At 68.4% G+C, this 14,503-nt stretch carries 12 protein-coding genes; 6 read left to right on the forward strand and 6 right to left on the reverse strand.

All coding sequences use genetic code 11. The features are described 5' to 3' along the window. The first annotated feature begins 8 nt into the window (after window positions 1-8). Window positions 9-2,216 carry a family 10 glycosylhydrolase gene (locus IM543_09485; GenBank protein QOY96034.1) on the forward strand — a complete coding sequence of 736 codons (2,208 nt, stop codon included), beginning with the start codon at window positions 9-11 and terminating at the stop codon, window positions 2,214-2,216. 54 nt (window positions 2,217-2,270) lie between these two features. Here the strand turns inward: IM543_09485 and ppc are convergent, their stop codons facing one another. Continuing rightward, window positions 2,271-5,111: a phosphoenolpyruvate carboxylase gene (ppc, locus tag IM543_09490; protein ID QOY96035.1), complete on the reverse strand. Its 2,841-nt coding sequence runs from the start codon at window positions 5,109-5,111 to the stop codon at window positions 2,271-2,273. A 176-nt stretch (window positions 5,112-5,287) separates the two neighbouring features. Between ppc and hemC the strand changes: the two genes are divergently transcribed. The 5 genes from hemC to ppa all read left to right on the forward strand — a co-directional run bounded on the left by hemC (window position 5,288) and on the right by ppa (window position 10,086). Further along, the gene (hemC, locus tag IM543_09495; GenBank protein QOY96601.1) at window positions 5,288-6,292 is read left to right on the forward strand and encodes a hydroxymethylbilane synthase; all 1,005 of its coding nucleotides are present in this window, start codon (window positions 5,288-5,290) and stop codon (window positions 6,290-6,292) included. Beyond that, on the forward strand, window positions 6,285-7,064 hold the full coding sequence (locus IM543_09500) for a uroporphyrinogen-III synthase (GenBank protein QOY96036.1): 780 nt from the start codon (window positions 6,285-6,287) through the stop codon (window positions 7,062-7,064). The genes hemC and IM543_09500 overlap by 8 nt, the downstream gene beginning before the upstream one ends. 50 nt (window positions 7,065-7,114) lie before the next feature. Next, window positions 7,115-8,236, forward strand: coding sequence for a uroporphyrinogen-III C-methyltransferase (locus tag IM543_09505; GenBank protein QOY96037.1), 1,122 nt, complete (start codon window positions 7,115-7,117; stop codon window positions 8,234-8,236). A 1-nt stretch (window position 8,237) separates the two neighbouring features. Beyond that, complete coding sequence (locus IM543_09510) at window positions 8,238-9,434, forward strand: heme biosynthesis protein HemY (GenBank protein QOY96038.1); 1,197 nt, start codon at window positions 8,238-8,240, stop codon at window positions 9,432-9,434. 112 nt (window positions 9,435-9,546) lie between these two features. Continuing rightward, a complete protein-coding gene (gene ppa, locus IM543_09515) occupies window positions 9,547-10,086 on the forward strand; it encodes an inorganic diphosphatase (GenBank protein ID QOY96039.1) in 540 nt (179 codons plus the stop codon). A gap of 72 nt (window positions 10,087-10,158) precedes the next feature. Here ppa and IM543_09520 read toward each other — a convergent pair whose 3' ends face one another. The 5 genes from IM543_09520 to IM543_09540 form a co-directional block, all read right to left on the reverse strand. Next, a complete protein-coding gene (locus tag IM543_09520; protein ID QOY96040.1) occupies window positions 10,159-11,610 on the reverse strand; it encodes a peptidase in 1,452 nt (483 codons plus the stop codon). Further along, window positions 11,597-12,037 carry a hypothetical protein gene (locus IM543_09525; GenBank protein QOY96041.1) on the reverse strand — a complete coding sequence of 147 codons (441 nt, stop codon included), beginning with the start codon at window positions 12,035-12,037 and terminating at the stop codon, window positions 11,597-11,599. Before IM543_09525 ends, IM543_09520 begins: the two co-directional genes overlap by 14 nt. Before the next feature lie 30 nt (window positions 12,038-12,067). Continuing rightward, a complete protein-coding gene (locus tag IM543_09530; GenBank protein QOY96042.1) occupies window positions 12,068-12,754 on the reverse strand; it encodes a choice-of-anchor J domain-containing protein in 687 nt (228 codons plus the stop codon). 143 nt (window positions 12,755-12,897) lie between these two features. Continuing rightward, entirely contained in the window at window positions 12,898-13,296 is a 399-nt protein-coding gene (locus IM543_09535) for a hypothetical protein (protein QOY96043.1), read from the reverse strand. A gap of 123 nt (window positions 13,297-13,419) precedes the next feature. After that, a complete protein-coding gene (locus tag IM543_09540; GenBank protein QOY96044.1) occupies window positions 13,420-14,499 on the reverse strand; it encodes a branched-chain amino acid ABC transporter permease in 1,080 nt (359 codons plus the stop codon). Window positions 14,500-14,503: the final 4 nt, after the last annotated feature.

Below are 14,503 nucleotides of genomic sequence, written 5' to 3' on the forward strand. Positions count from 1 at the left end.
AAGACAACATGAAAAAACTTTTGCTTGCAGCGGCAGCCATGGTGCTCGTCGCTTCCTATTCCCACGTCCATGCCCAGGGCGAGGTACAGCAAATCGCGCCCAAGCGCGAGCTGCGCGGCGTGTGGATCAGCACCCACATCAGCCTGGACTGGCCGAGCCGCTTCGACACGCCGGCGCTGCAACAGTCCAAGCTCAGGGCGATCCTCGACCACAACAAGGCGACCGGCATGAATGCGGCCTTCCTGCAGGTGCGCAGCCAGGCCGACGCCATGTATCCCAGCGACCTCGAACCCTGGTCCTACTACCTGACCAACCAGCAGGGCAGCGCCCCGGCGCCGAGCTGGGATCCGCTCCAGTTCGCCATCGAGGAAACGCGCAAGCGCGGCATGGAGTTCCACGCCTGGATCAACCCCTACCGCGCCGTGGCCACCGCCGCCAACCAGGGCAACACCGCCATGTACGCGGCCAACCACGTGTCGCGCGCGCATCCGGAGTGGATGTTGACGGTCGGTACCGTAAAAATCCTGAACCCGGGCCTGCCGGCAGTGCGGGACCACGTGGTGAACGTCATCATGGACATCGTCAACCGCTACGACGTGGACGGCATCCACTTCGACGATTATTTCTACCCGAGCGGCACCACCGGCGACGACGATGCCTACCACGCCGACCCGCGCGGCTTCCCCGACACTGCGGCAGGGCGCGCCGACTGGCGGCGCGACAACATCGACCTCCTGATCGCACGCGTCAACGACAGCATCCGCGCCGCCAAACCCTGGGTGAAGTTCGGGGTCTCGCCGTCCGGCATCTACCGCAGCAGCACCGACCCGGCGATCGGCTCGCCGACCTCCGCCGGCGCCTCGCAGCACTACAGCGTCATGTTCGCCGACACCCGCAAGTGGATCCGGGAAGGCTGGGTCGACTACCTGGCGCCGCAGGTCTACTGGTACATCGGCCAGGCCGGCTCGGACTACAAGCTGCTGGTGCCGTGGTGGAACGACAACGCCTATGAGCGCCACATGTACATCGGCCTGGCCGACTACAAGATGAACACCTCCGGCTGGACCGACCCGAACCAGGTCGACAGGCAGATCGCGCTGAATCGTTCGCAGGCGCACGTCTCGGGCCAGATCCACTTCCGCCACGCCTTCCTGCAGGCCGACACCCTCGGCTACCGCACCGCGCTGAAGAACAGCACCTATGTGCGCCCGGCGCTGCTGCCGCTGATGGCCTGGAAAGGCTCGGCTGCGCCGGGCGCGCCGGCGCAGCTGAGCGCCGCCGCCGGCGACGACAACGCGGTGCAACTGGCCTGGGCGCCCGCGGCGGACAGCGCCGACGAATTCGAGAAGACCGGCAAGTACGCCATCTATCGCTCCACCGAGCGCGCGATGGACCTGGAGAATCCGGCCAACCTGCTGGGCGTGACCGACACCGCCACCGGCGCCTTCCTCGACGCCGGCGTCGGTCCGGGCCAGTACTACTACTACACGGTCACCGCGCTGAACCGCCTGAGCGTGGAGAGCGCCCGGGCCGACACGGTCAGCAACGACTTCGAGGCGCCGACCGTGCGTACCCGCGACGTCTCGGTGACGCTGGCGAACGGCACCGCCTCGATCGCCCCGGGCGACCTGGATGGCGGCAGCAGCGACAACTGGGGCGTGGAATCGCTGAGCGCCTCGCGCACCAGCTTCTCGTGCGCGGACATCGGCGCGCAGAAAGTGGTGCTGAGCGCGATCGACAAGGGCGGCAACAGCGCCAGCGCGGAAGGCAGCGTGCAGGTGCTGGGCCACGTGCCGCAGCCCGCGATCGGCGTCACGCCGGCCGCGGGCGAGCCGACCGGCCTGCCGGCCGACACCATCGCGCTGGGCTACGGCCCGCAGAGCGTGACGCTGAGCGCGAGCGATGCCGCGGGCGCCTCGACCTTCACCTGGAGCCCGGCAGGCGGCCTGTCGGCCGGCACCGGCGCGGTGACCAGCTTCAGCCCGACCGCGGCCGGCAGCTTCCTGTTCACGGCGCAGGCGGCCAGTCCGGAAAGCTGCTTCGCGCAGGCCAGCGTGACGGTGAAGGTGATCGACGCGCGCTGCGGGGCGGGCAAGGTGGCGGTGTGTAACAAGACCGGCAGCGCGAGCCATCCGGGCGCGCAGGTGTGCGTGGCGCCGCAGGCGGTGCCGGCCTTCCTGAGGAAGGGAAGTGTGCTGGGGGCGTGCGCAGGCTGATGTCGGCGCTAGGGTGGGCGGGTCTTCCCGCCCACCCTACGAAGCACAAACGGCTCAGCCCGTATTGCGCAGGCCCGCCGCCACGCCGTTGATGGACAGGTGGATGCCGCGGTGCACCCGCGGGTCCGCGTTGTCTCCCAGCTTGCGCCGGCGGTGGATCAGCTCCACCTGCAGGTGGTTCAGCGGATCGAGGTAGGCGAAGCGGTTCTGGATCGAGCGCGCCAGCAGCGGATTGCCGGCCAGCCGCTCGGCCACCCCGGTCACCGCTTCCAGGCAGCGCAGGGTCTCGCCATGCTCGGCCGTGATGCGCCGGAAGATGCGCTCGCGCAGTTCCACGTCCGCCACCAGCTCCGCGTAGCGCGAGGCGATCGCCAGGTCGGTCTTGGCCAGCACCATGTCCATGTTCGACAGCAGTGCCGCGAAGAACGGCCAGGCCTCGTGCATCTCGCGCAGCAGCGCGAGGCGCTCCTCACGCACGCCCGGGTCGCCATCGGCCAGCCAGCCGCTGACGGCGCTGCCGAAACCGTACCAGCCCGGCAGCAGCAGGCGGCACTGGCCCCAGGAGAAGCCCCAGGGAATCGCACGCAGGTCTTCGATGCGGCGCGTCGACTTGCGCGAGGCCGGGCGTGAACCGAGGTTCAGTTCCGCGATCTCGGCGATCGGCGTGGCGCTGAAGAAGTAGTCGGTGAAGCCGGGGGTTTCGTACACCAGGTTGCGGTAGGCGCGGTAGGCGCGCTCGGACAACTCGGCCATGACGGCTTCGTAACGCGCCAGCCTGGCGCTGCTGACCGCATCCGCCGGGCGCGGGCTGAGGCTGGCCTCGAGCGTGGCCGCCACCAGCAGCTCCAGGTTGCGCCGTCCGATCTCGGGGTTGGAGAACTTCGAGGCGATGATCTCGCCCTGTTCGGTCAGGCGGATCTGGCCGTTGACGGTGCCGGGCGGCTGGGCGCGGATCGCATCGTAGCTGGGGCCGCCACCGCGGCCCACCGTGCCGCCGCGGCCATGGAACAGGCGCAGCTTGACGCCCTTGGCGGCGAATACGTCGACCAGCTTCAGCTCGGCCTGGTACAGCTCCCAGTTCGAGGTCAGGAAGCCGCCGTCCTTGTTCGAGTCCGAGTAGCCGAGCATGACTTCCTGCAGCCGGCCCTGCTTCTCAATGATGCTCGACACCAGCGGAATCGACATCCATTCGTCCATGATGGCGCTGGCGCGCTGCAGGTCGGGAATGGTTTCGAACAGCGGGATCACCATCACGTCGCTGCTGCCCGAACTCACGCGCATCAGCCCGGTCTCCTTCTGCAGCAGCAGCACTTCGAGCAGGTCGGACACGGTCTCGGTGTGCGAGATGATGTAGTTGCGGATCGCGCGGCTGCCGTAGCGCAGGCGGATCTCGCGCGCGGCGCGTAGGATCGCCAGCTCGGAATTGGTTTCGTCCGAATAGCCCTCGTAGGGCGAATACAGCGGGCGCGGCTGGGCCAGCTCGGCCAGCAGCAGGGCGATCTTGCGCTCTTCGCTCAGGGCGGCGTAGTCCGGTTCGCTGCCGGCGCGCGCGAACAGCTCGGCCAGCACGCGTTCGTGCACGTCCGAGCTCTGGCGCATGTCGAGCGAGGCCAGGTGGAAGCCGAAGATGCGCGCGGCGCGCATCAGGCTGGCCAGGCGCGGCGCCACCAGCGTCGCGCCGTGATTGGCGCGCAGCGACGCGGCGATGACCTCCAGGTCGGCCGCGAACAGGGCGGCGTCGAGATAAGGCGCGGCGTGGCCGACTTCCTTGCGCAGGATGTGGTCGACGCCCAGCTCGCGCGTGGTGGCGGCCAGCCGCGCATAGATGCCGATCAGGGCGCGACGATAGGGTTCGTCGCTGCGGTGCGGCGAGTTGTCGGTCGAGTCGTCGGCCAGCGCCTGCATCTCGGGCGTCACCTCCGCCATCAGCGTCGAGGTGGACAGTTCCGCCCCGAGCGCGTGCACTTCGTCCAGGTAGAAGTCGAGGATCGTGGTCGACTGGCGCACCAGCGCGTGGCGCATGGTGTCGGCATTGACGTTCGGGTTGCCGTCGCGGTCGCCGCCGATCCAGCTGCCCATCTGCAGGTACTGGGCGTCGCCCGCTTGCGGTGGCCGGCCGCCGGCCTCGCCCTGGTAGCGTTCGGCGATTTCCTCTTCGATGTCGGCGTACAGCCCCGGCACCTCGCGCAGGAAGGTAATGCGGTAGTAGGACAGCGCGTTGTCGATCTCGTCGGCGACGGTCAGCTTCGAATAACGCAGCATGCGCGTTTGCCACAGGGTGGCGATGCGGGCCTGCAGCAGTTGCGTGTTGCGCCTGAATTCCTTCGGCGTCAGGCCGAGGTCGCGCTCGGCCAGCAGGCGCGCGATGTCGTGCTCGGCGTCCAGGATGCTCTTGCGCTGCACCTCGGTCGGGTGGGCGGTGAGCACCGGCGAGATCAGGGCTTCCTTGAAGAAGTCCTCGACCACGTCCTGCGGCACCCCGGCGTCGCGCAGCTTGCACAGCGCATGGGCCACGCTGCCCTGGCGCGGCGCGGCGCCGCGCATCAGGTGGGCGCGGCGGCGGCGGATGTGGTGCTGGTCCTCGGCGATGTTGGCCAGGTGCGAGAAATACGAGAAGGCGCGCACCACCGAGATGGTCTGGTCGCGCGTGAGCCGGTGCAGCAGGGTGGTGAGTTCCTGGCCGGCGCCATGGTCGGCGTCGCGGCGGAAGCGCACCGCGGTCTGGCGAATGGTCTCGACGACCTCGAACACGGCTTCGCCTTCCTGTTCGCGCAGCACGTCGCCGAGCAGGCGGCCGAGCAGGCGGATGTCTTCCTTCAATGGCGCGTCCTTGTCGAGGGCGGGCTGTAAAGCGGGCTGTACGGCTGAGTTGTCTAGTGCAGCAGGATTATCCATATCGACCACAAGTAAATTGTTTGTGCATGGCGGTGGGCCATCGTCTGCAAGAGGGCCCATGCTAAAATTTGTGATCTTAGGCAAGGGCCGAAAACGTCATCGTCCTGGTAGGCCCGACGACAGTGAAAGAAACCGTGTTGAAAGCAAATGAATCGGCGCAGGAAGCGCCCGCGAAGCTGACGCCTCAAAAGCTTATTATCGCATCCCGCGAGAGCCGCCTGGCCATGTGGCAGGCGGAGCATGTGCGCGATCGTCTCGCTGCATTATATCCGCAGTGCAGCGTCGAAATTCTTGGAATGACAACACGGGGCGACCAGATCCTCGACCGTGCCTTATCAAAAGTAGGCGGCAAGGGCCTGTTCGTCAAGGAACTGGAAGTGGCGATGGCCGAAGGCCGCGCCGACCTGGCCGTGCATTCGCTCAAGGATGTGCCGATGGACTTGCCGGAAGGCTTCGAGCTGGCCGCCGTGCTCGAGCGCGAAGACCCGCGCGACGCCTTCGTGTCGAACGACTACGCCAGCCTGGCCGAGTTGCCGCCGGGCGCGGTCGTCGGCACCAGCAGCCTGCGTCGCCAGGCCCTGATCGCGGTGCGCTATCCGCAGCTGGTGGTGAAACCGCTGCGCGGCAACCTCGATACCCGCCTGGGCAAGCTGGACCGCGGCGAGTACGCCGCCATCATCCTGGCGGCGGCCGGCCTCAAGCGCCTCGGCCTGCCGGGGCGCATCCGTGCGCTGCTCGAACCCGAGGACAGCCTGCCGGCGGCCGGACAGGGCGCGATGGCGATCGAGATCGGCAGCGCGCCACGCAGCGACGGCGTCGACCTGCGCGCCCTGCTGGCGCCGCTGAACCACGACGCCACCGCGCGCGCCGTGGCGGCCGAGCGCAAGGTCTCGAAGATCTTCGGCGGCAGCTGCCAGATCCCGCTGGCGGCCTTCGCCACCGTGAGCGGCTCGGCCATGCGCCTGCGCGCCATGGTCGCGACCCCGGACGGCCGGCGTACCGCGCAGGCCGAAGTGGCGGGTTCGTGGGAGCATCCGGAGTTCCTCGGCGAACAGGTGGCGATCCTGCTGGAAGACCAGGACGCCCACGCGATCCTGGAGGCGTGCAAGCAGGAGGCCGCGCTGGACACCGCCGCCGACGCTGCGCCCGCGCCGGACAGCACGCCTGGCCAGGATGCCTGAGCGGGCCGTCGTCATCACCCGGCCGCGCGCCCAGGCCCAGGCCCTGGCGCAGGCGGTCGGCGCACTCGGGCGCCGCGCCGTGGTGCTGCCCCTGCTCGAGATCGCGCCGCTCGCCGATCCGGCGGCGCTGCGGGCCGCGCTGGCCGTGCTGCCGGCCTATGCGCTGGTCGCCTTCGTGTCGCCGAACGCGGTCGATGCCGCGTTCCAGCACCTCGGCCACCTGGACGGCTGGCCGGCCGGCGTGCCGATCGGCGTGGTCGGGGAGGGCAGCCGGGCGGCGCTGGCGCGCCATGGCGTCCACCCCGGAAACGCCCTCATCCATTGTCCGCCAGACCCGGGCGCAAGCGATTCCGAACACCTGCTGGCCAGCCTCGACCTGGCCGCCTATGCCGGGCGCCGCGTGCTGATCGTCCGCGGCGAAAGCGGGCGCGAGCTGATGGCCGACACCTTGCGCGCCGCCGGCGCCCTGGTCGAGACCGTCGCAGCCTACCGCCGCAGCGTGCCGGCCCTGAGCGATGCGCTGGCGGCCGAACTGTCCGCCTTGCTGGCGCAGCCAAACGACTGGATAATCACGAGCTCGGAAGCGCTGCGCGGCCTGGCCGCCCTGGCGGGGCAGCTCGACCCGGAGACCGGACTGGCGCGCCTGCACCGGCAGCACCTGATCGTCCCCCACGCCCGCATCGCCGAGACGGCGCGCGCGCTGGGCTGCACCCAGGTGACGCTGACGGGATCCGGGGACGCGCGCTTGCTGGCAGCCCTGTCTCCGGCATGACTGCGCCTGCCTGACTTCTGCTGTATGACTTGCTGGATTACAATCCTAGAATGAACGAACAAGCAAACAATCCGGAACCGACCCCGTCGGCCAGCGTCGCCGTCCAGACGACGCCGCCGCGCGCCCCGACCGGCCAGGGCCTGCAGCAGGCCTTGCTGCGTCCGCTGCCGCTGGCGGTGACTGTCCTTGCCGTGCTGCTGGCGGTGCAGACCGTCACGACGCACAGCCGCATCAACACGCTGCGCCGCGACATGGCGCAAAGCCTGGCCAAGGGCAATGCCGTCAACGCCGAGACCGCGGCGCTGGCGCGCGACGTGGCGGACACCGCCAAGGAGCTGCAGATCAAGGTCGGCGTCCTGGAAAGCCGCCAGTCGGAAGCCCAGACCCAGCAGCTGGCGCTGGAGCAGCTCTACCAGGACCTGTCGAAGAACCGCGACGAATGGGCGCTGACCGAGATCGAGCAGGTGCTGAGCACCGCCAGCCAGCAGCTGCAGCTGGCCGGCAACGTGCCGGGCGCCCTGATCGCCCTGCAGAACGCCGATCGCTCGCTGGGCCGCTCGGACAAGCCGCAATTCCTGAACATCCGCCGCGCGATCGGCGCCGACATCGAGCGCCTGAAGGCGATGCCGGCGGTCGACCTGGCCGGCGTCGCGCTGCGCCTGGACAACGTCATTGCCCAGGTCGACACGCTGCCGATGCTGTCCGACGAAAAACCGCTGCTGCCGGCGGCGCCGGTACGCAGCACGCGCAAGAACGCCACGGCGCCGGCCCAGCCTTCCGAACCGTTGAGCCTGGGCCAGCGCATGACCCAGACCTGGCGCAACTGGATCCAGGAGATGTGGGACGACGTGCGCCAGCTGGTGCGCGTGCGCAGCGTCGATACGCCCGAAGCCCTGATGCTCTCGCCCACCGAGTCCTTCTTCGTGCGCGAAAACCTCAAGCTGCGCCTGCTGAACGCGCGCCTGGCCCTGCTGTCGCGCAACGAGACCGCCTTCCGCGACGATCTCGAGAGCGCGCAGGCGATCCTGCTCAAGTATTTCGATACCCGTGCCCGCGCCACCCAGGCGGCCCAGGCGGCGCTGCGCCAGGTGCAGTCGAACGACCTGACGATCGAGATGCCGACGCTGTCCGAGAGCCTGAACGCGGTGCGCAACTACAAGGCGAAGCAATAAGATGCGGCTCCTTCTCTGGTTAGTCGCCCTGATGGCCACGGCCATCGGCATCGCCGTGACGGCGCGCTTCAATCCGGGCAACGTGGTGCTGTTCTACCCGCCGCACCGGCTCGACATGTCGCTCAACCTGTTCGTGGTGCTGCTGGTGCTGCTGTTCCTGGTCGTGTACGGCCTGGTGCGGGCACTCAAGTCCACCCTCAAGATGCCCCAGCGCGTGGCCGCCTACCGCCAGCGCAAGCGCGAGCGCGAAGGCAACAAGGGCTTGCGCGACGCGCTCAAGGCCTTGTTCGAAGGACGCTTCGGCCACGCCGAGAAGGCCGCCATGCGCGCCGCCGAGCTGCCCGAGAACGCCGGCCTCGCGGCCCTGATCGGCGCCCGCGCCGCGCACCGCATGCGCGAGCCGGGCAGGCGCGATGCCTGGCTGGCCGGGATCGCCCACGACAATGCGCTCAAGACCGCGCGCCTGATGACGGTGACCGAGCTGCTGGTCGACGACCACCAGCCCGAAGCCGCGCTCGAGGCCGTCGCCGAACTGAATGCCAGCGGCCAGCGCCACATCCATGCGCTGCAATGGTCGATGAAGGCCCACCAGCAGGCCCGCAACTGGCCGGAAGTGCTGCGCCTGGTGCGCATCCTCGACAAGCGCAAGGCCCTGCATCCGGCACTCTCGAGCCGCCTGCGCGAACTGTCCTACGAAGCGCTGCTGGGCGAGCAGGGCCACGATGCCGAATCGATCCGCCGCGTCTGGGCCGGCGTGCCGCCGGCCGACCGCCAGATTCCCTACATCGCGGCACGCGCCGCCGGCGCCTTCAATGCGCGCGGCCTGCACGACGAGGCGCGCGCCATCGCCGAGGAAGCGCTCAAGGCGAACTGGGACGAGCGCGTGATGCGGGCCTACCGCGAGGCCGCCGGCCCCGCCGGTTCGCCGACGCTGCTGGCCCAGATCGAGCATTGCGAAGCCTGGCTGAAGGAGCGCCCGCTGGACGCCGAGCTGGCCCTGACCCTGGGTTCGCTCTGCCTCAAGCAGAAATTGTGGGGCAAGGCCCAGCGCTACCTGGAGCAGGCGCTGTCGGAGGCGACCGAGGCCGCGATGGTGCGCGAGGCGCACCTCAAGCTGGCCCAGATGCACGAAGCGCTGGGGCAGGAGCAGGAAGCCGCGAATCACTACCGGCAGTGCGCGCTTGCAAGCGTTCTCTGACTCACGCCTGTCGTTGGCAGGCGAGGGCGGATCCACTGCCTGACGCGCCATCCGCTTGCCGGTTTCGCTATAATGACGCACTTTATTGAAACTTCAGCAACCAAGGAATTCCATGAGCCTGAATAACGTCCCAGCCGGCAAAGACGTGCCGAACGACTTCAACGTCATCATCGAGATCCCGATGAACGCCGACCCGGTCAAGTACGAGGTCGACAAGGACAGCGGCGCGATCTTCGTCGACCGTTTCATGGGTACCGCCATGCACTATCCGTGCAACTACGGCTACGTGCCGCAGACCATCGCCGATGACGGCGATCCGTGCGACGTGCTCGTGATCACCCCGTTCCCGCTGCCGCCGGGCGTGGTGGTGCGCTGCCGCGCGCTGGGCGTGCTGAAGATGACCGACGACGGCGGCGGCGATGCCAAGGTCATCGCGGTGCCGGTCGAGAAGGTGCTGCCGATGTACAAGAAGATCCAGAAGCTGGACGACCTGGAAGAACTGCGCCTGCAGCAGATCCAGCACTTCTTCGAGCACTACAAGGACCTGGAGCCGGGCAAGTGGGTCAAGATCGAAGGCTGGGCCGATGCCGAAGCCGCCAAGGCCGAGATCACGGGCGGCGTCGAAGCGTTCAAGCGCAAGGCCCAGGGCTAAGATTTCGCTGTCTGCGAAAAAGCCGGCGTTCCTCAGGGGGAACGCCGGCTTTTTTGTTGCCTGCGGGTCTGCTTACCAGCCGATGTCGCGCAGCAGCGGGAAGGTCAGGTCGCGCGGCGGCTTGACCACGTGCTGCAGGTCGGCGTTGATGGACGGCTCCATCAGCTGGTTCGGCTTGGCTTCGGTGGTGTAGTGCGACACCGACGAACCGGGCGCATTGATGCTGGGGGTGTACATCAGGATCCGCCGTTGCCGGTCGGTGCCGGCCAGCCGGGTGCGGTCGAGGGTGAAGCTGGCGATGACGCCCGACCTGGTCCGCGAACGTTGCAGCAGCGCGGCCTTGATGGCCACCCCGTCGGACAGGGTGATGCGCAGGGACGGGATGCTGATGCTCGGGTCCGAACCGCTCAGGCCGACGACGTCACCGGGCACATTGTCCACCACCAGCATGCCGATGGCGCCGGCTTCCTGCACGTTGCGCGCCTTGGTGACGAAATCGCAGGTCCCGCGGTCCACCAGGGCGATGTTGTTGCGCACCGCGAGTGTGTTGGCGGCGTCGAGCGGCGTGCAGGCGAGCCCGGTCCCGTTTGGCTGGTCGACCACCGGCATCAGCTGGCCGCTCACGGGGCTGGCGCTCACCGGCGGGCCGAAGGATGCGTCGCCCACGTAATAGTCGCCTGCGGCGGCGCCGGCGTTGGCCCCCCCGATGTTGAGGTTGGTGCGCGGCGCCAGCACGCCCGGCACCGCGGCAGTCACGTTGGGCCCGTTCCAGGACAGGCCCCGCCAGGTGATCGCGGAGATTCGGCGCTGCTCGTCGGTCATGCTTACCCATGGCATATTGGTACGGTTGTTCACCAGGAAGTAATCCCATACCGAGGGAATGCCGAAGAACTGCTCGCCCGTTTCGTCGTCGGTAAAGGTCTGGAAGCCGAGTCCGTGCGCCATTTCGTGCAGCAGCACCGTGACCAGGTCGATCTGCCCGTCGGGGCGCCTGTCCAGGCCCAGGTAGAAGGGCGAGCCGGGCAGGCAATCGTCGAACAGGCCAAGGCGCGAATTGAAGCGCGCGATGATGTGCGGATCTTCCGGCGTGGTCAGGTCTTCGCCGGCCAGCTTGCTTGCCAGTGCCGACGGGTACCAGGTGTTGGCCCGCGGAGCGTTCGGGAAATCGGTCCAGATCTCGTAGGCGCCGGCGGCGCCCAGGACCGCGCCGTTGGCGGTGCAGGACAGGGGCACGAATGCCGCGCCGACACGGATGGTCACGTTGCTGTCGAGCGTGGCGCCCCAGATCGAGGCGGCGCGCTGGAACGCGATCAGGCGTTGCGCACCCAGCGTGGTGCCGGTGTTGCCGCCGACCGGGTCGGCCGGGGTCGGGTCGTTGAAGCCTTCGCCGGGCGCGTTCTGGTTGACGATGACGACGGTGGCGGCGGCTTGCGCGGCGCCGGCGCCGGCGAGCGCGGCAGCCAGCGCACAGGTCAGGGTGGCCGCGACCTGGCGCAGCAGTACGGTGAGCTTAGCGGCCGTCATGGTGGTGCTCCTCTGGCTTGGTGGCGGCAGCCGGGGCGCTGCCGGCCGCGCCTGCGACCGCGCCTTCGGCCGCATGGGCTCCATGGACACACTGCTCGGCGAGCTTGCCGTCCGCGTCGCGCGTCACGACCGAATACGTCATCTGGCTCTCGCCGAGCCGGACCGAACGGCGGCCGCCGGGGCCCGTGAGCATCTTGGGCGCAGGGGCGCCGGCGGCTGCCGCCGACGCGTTGGTGCGCGGGTGGAGGGCGCGGGCCTCAAGCGGGGTCGGGGCACGCAGTTCGCCGGTATCGGCATCGCGCACCACCACCATGCCCTGCTGGCCATGGGCTGGCTGGGCTGGCTGGGCTGGCTGGGCCTGCTGGGCGGCGGCGGGGAAGGCCAGTACCGCGAGCGACAGGACGGATATCAAGTTGGGTCTGAACATGGGAATCTCCGGAAACGGTAAGGTGCGCGCCTATCGGGACGACAGCGGACGCGGGCCCTTGCGCGCGCGCCGGGCATGGACACCGACCGCACCGAGACCGGCCAGCAGCATCAGGTAGGTCGAGGCTTCGGGCACGGCCGTCACCACCTTCACGCTGTCGAGCCCGATGTAGTCGAGCGTGGCGGCGTCGCCGAGGTAGCGGAAAGCGAAGCGCCCTTCACCTTGGACATCCAGGCTCGTCGTCCATTGCGCCCACTGGGCGGGAAACTCGCCCTCGCCGCCGATGGTCAGCAGCAGGGTGTCGAATCCATCGGCACTGGTGCCGCTGCCATAGCCGAAACGCACTTCGAGCTGGTCGAAGAAGCCGGGGTCGCCGGCGCGGTTGGTGAAGAAGGAGAGCGTGGTGAGGCCATTGAGCGCGAGGGTCGGGGTGATCAGCCAGTTGTCCACCATGCCCATGCCGCTGGCGGCGCCGAGGTAGTTGGCCGCGGCATAGGAATCGGGCGCGCCGGCCTGGGCGCCGAAGACGCCGGGATTGCCCTGGAACCATCCGGTACCGGGTGGAATGCTGCGGTTGACCTGCGCCCAGCCGGACAGGCCCGACACGCTGCCGAAGCCTTCATCGAGCACGACGACGCCGGCTGCATGGCTGTTGACTGGCGCCCACGTGGCCACCGCGACCAGGGCCGCGCCGGCAAGTGAGAAAAGTCGTTTCATGATTCCCCTTTCATACAGAGCCAGATGGATGGTGGTCCGCTCGCGCTGGCTGACGACGAGGCCATATTGTCTTTATGGTATGAGCAAGAAGATAAGGAATATTGATGTTCAGCTAAGACACGGGCGCAGCCGCTCGGCCTGCCTCAAGCGCGGAGAGGGAACCACATCAGGCATAAGAGAAGGCGCTGTCTCCGTGATCTGTTGATGAGGCCGATCGCGATGCGCAAGAACTGTTCCGCGGCAATTGCCGGTGCGCCGTCGAGCACCCGGTGCCAGCCCAGGTAATGCGGCAGGTAGCGCGATGCCACGCCGCGAAAGCGGGCCAGCCAGTCGCGCAGGCGCTGATGCAAGGCCTTGACGTCCTGGACGTGGAGGGCGCCGGCGTGGCGGCGCACCCACACGCCCGCGCGCAGCCTGACCGCCCGATGGGCGATGCCATGTTTGCGCGAAAACGCCCGGAATGCAGCGTTGGCGTCGCTGGCCACATGAAGCCGGGTGTTTTCACGGCCGCTTCCTGTCGACGGAGACAGGTGTTCGACCATGGAGGAACTCAGCAGTTCAGGCCTCATCCATCGCGAACGCGAACTGCGCCAAGGAAAACGGCCTCCGCGATGGGAGGCCGTCGATACTGCGGGGCAGGCTTGCCCGCGAAGCGGGGGGAGACGCTACTTCTGTCGCGCCAGGAAGCTTCTCAAGCGCAGCTTGCCGACAATGCCGATCGGGAAGAAATAGATCGACAGGATGAACAGCACGCCCAGCCACAGCATCCAGCGGTCCGGATGCAGGGCCGCGGCCAGCAGCGGCACCCCTTCCAGCGCCGTTGATGCGACGCCCATCAGCTCTTTCAGGTAGTTCTGCGCGATGATGAACAAGGTCGCGCCCACGACCGCGCCGTACATCGTGCCCATGCCGCCGATGACCACGATCAGGAGGATGTCGGTCATCACCTCGAAGCCGAGCGAGGTCTTGGGGCCGACATAGCGCAGCCACAGCGCCATCAGGGCGCCGGCCAGGGCCGCCACCAGGGCCGCCAGGCAGTTGGCCCAGATGCGGTAGACCATGGTGCGATAGCCCAGCGCCTCGGCGCGGAACTCGTTCTCGCGGATCGCCTGCAGCACCCGGCCGAAGGGCGAGTTCACCAGGCGCAACAGGAACAGGAACAGTACCAGGGACCCGAAGAACACCAGGTAGTAGGTGAGCAGCCTGCCGTCGATGCTGCGCCCGAACACCTCGTTTTCCATCAGGGTGAAGCCGGGCGTGAGCACTTCCGGCACGCTGAAGGTGATGCCGTCCTCGCCGCCGGTGAAGTCGGACAGCTGCGAGGCCAGCACCGCGAAGGAAGAGGCGACCGCGAGCGTGATCATGGCGTAGAAGATGGCGCGCACGCGCAGGGCGAACAGGCCGACCACCAGGGCCAGCAGCAGCGCGACCAGCAGGGCGATGCCGAGGCCGCCCAGCGCCGCGCTCCAGCTCGCCTCGTCGACGCGCGCCAGGCCGAGGCCGATGCCATAGGCGCCGATCCCGTAGAACATGGTGTGCGCGAAGGAGACGATGCCCGTATAGCCCAGCAGCAAGTCGTAGGAAGCGACCAGCACGATGTAGACGCAGATCGTGGCGGCGGTGTTGAGCGGGCGCGCGCCCGAGAACAGGAAGGGCGCCAGGGCCAGGCCCAGCAGGATCGTCAGGAGCACGGCCGACAGCAGGCGGCTGCGCGGCATGTCGGCGGAGAGAAGTCGGTGCAGCATCTGG

This window comes from Massilia sp. UMI-21 (assembly GCA_015277795.1).
GTDB lineage: Bacteria > Pseudomonadota > Gammaproteobacteria > Burkholderiales > Burkholderiaceae_D > Telluria.

Bases quoted from the DNA above. Each gene is read 5' to 3' on its own strand.
- ppa (QOY96039.1), top strand. From the start codon at position 9,547: ATGAGCCTGAATAACGTCCCAGCCGGCAAAGACGTGCCGAACGACTTC.
- IM543_09510 (QOY96038.1), top strand. From the start codon at position 8,238: ATGCGGCTCCTTCTCTGGTTAGTCGCCCTGATGGCCACGGCCATCGGC.
- IM543_09530 (QOY96042.1), bottom strand. From the start codon at position 12,754: ATGAAACGACTTTTCTCACTTGCCGGCGCGGCCCTGGTCGCGGTGGCC.
- IM543_09540 (QOY96044.1), bottom strand. From the start codon at position 14,499: ATGCTGCACCGACTTCTCTCCGCCGACATGCCGCGCAGCCGCCTGCTG.
- IM543_09520 (QOY96040.1), bottom strand. From the start codon at position 11,610: ATGACGGCCGCTAAGCTCACCGTACTGCTGCGCCAGGTCGCGGCCACC.
- IM543_09500 (QOY96036.1), top strand. From the start codon at position 6,285: ATGCCTGAGCGGGCCGTCGTCATCACCCGGCCGCGCGCCCAGGCCCAG.
- IM543_09485 (QOY96034.1), top strand. From the start codon at position 9: ATGAAAAAACTTTTGCTTGCAGCGGCAGCCATGGTGCTCGTCGCTTCC.
- IM543_09505 (QOY96037.1), top strand. From the start codon at position 7,115: ATGAACGAACAAGCAAACAATCCGGAACCGACCCCGTCGGCCAGCGTC.
- IM543_09525 (QOY96041.1), bottom strand. From the start codon at position 12,037: ATGTTCAGACCCAACTTGATATCCGTCCTGTCGCTCGCGGTACTGGCC.
- ppc (QOY96035.1), bottom strand. From the start codon at position 5,111: ATGGATAATCCTGCTGCACTAGACAACTCAGCCGTACAGCCCGCTTTA.
- IM543_09535 (QOY96043.1), bottom strand. From the start codon at position 13,296: ATGGTCGAACACCTGTCTCCGTCGACAGGAAGCGGCCGTGAAAACACC.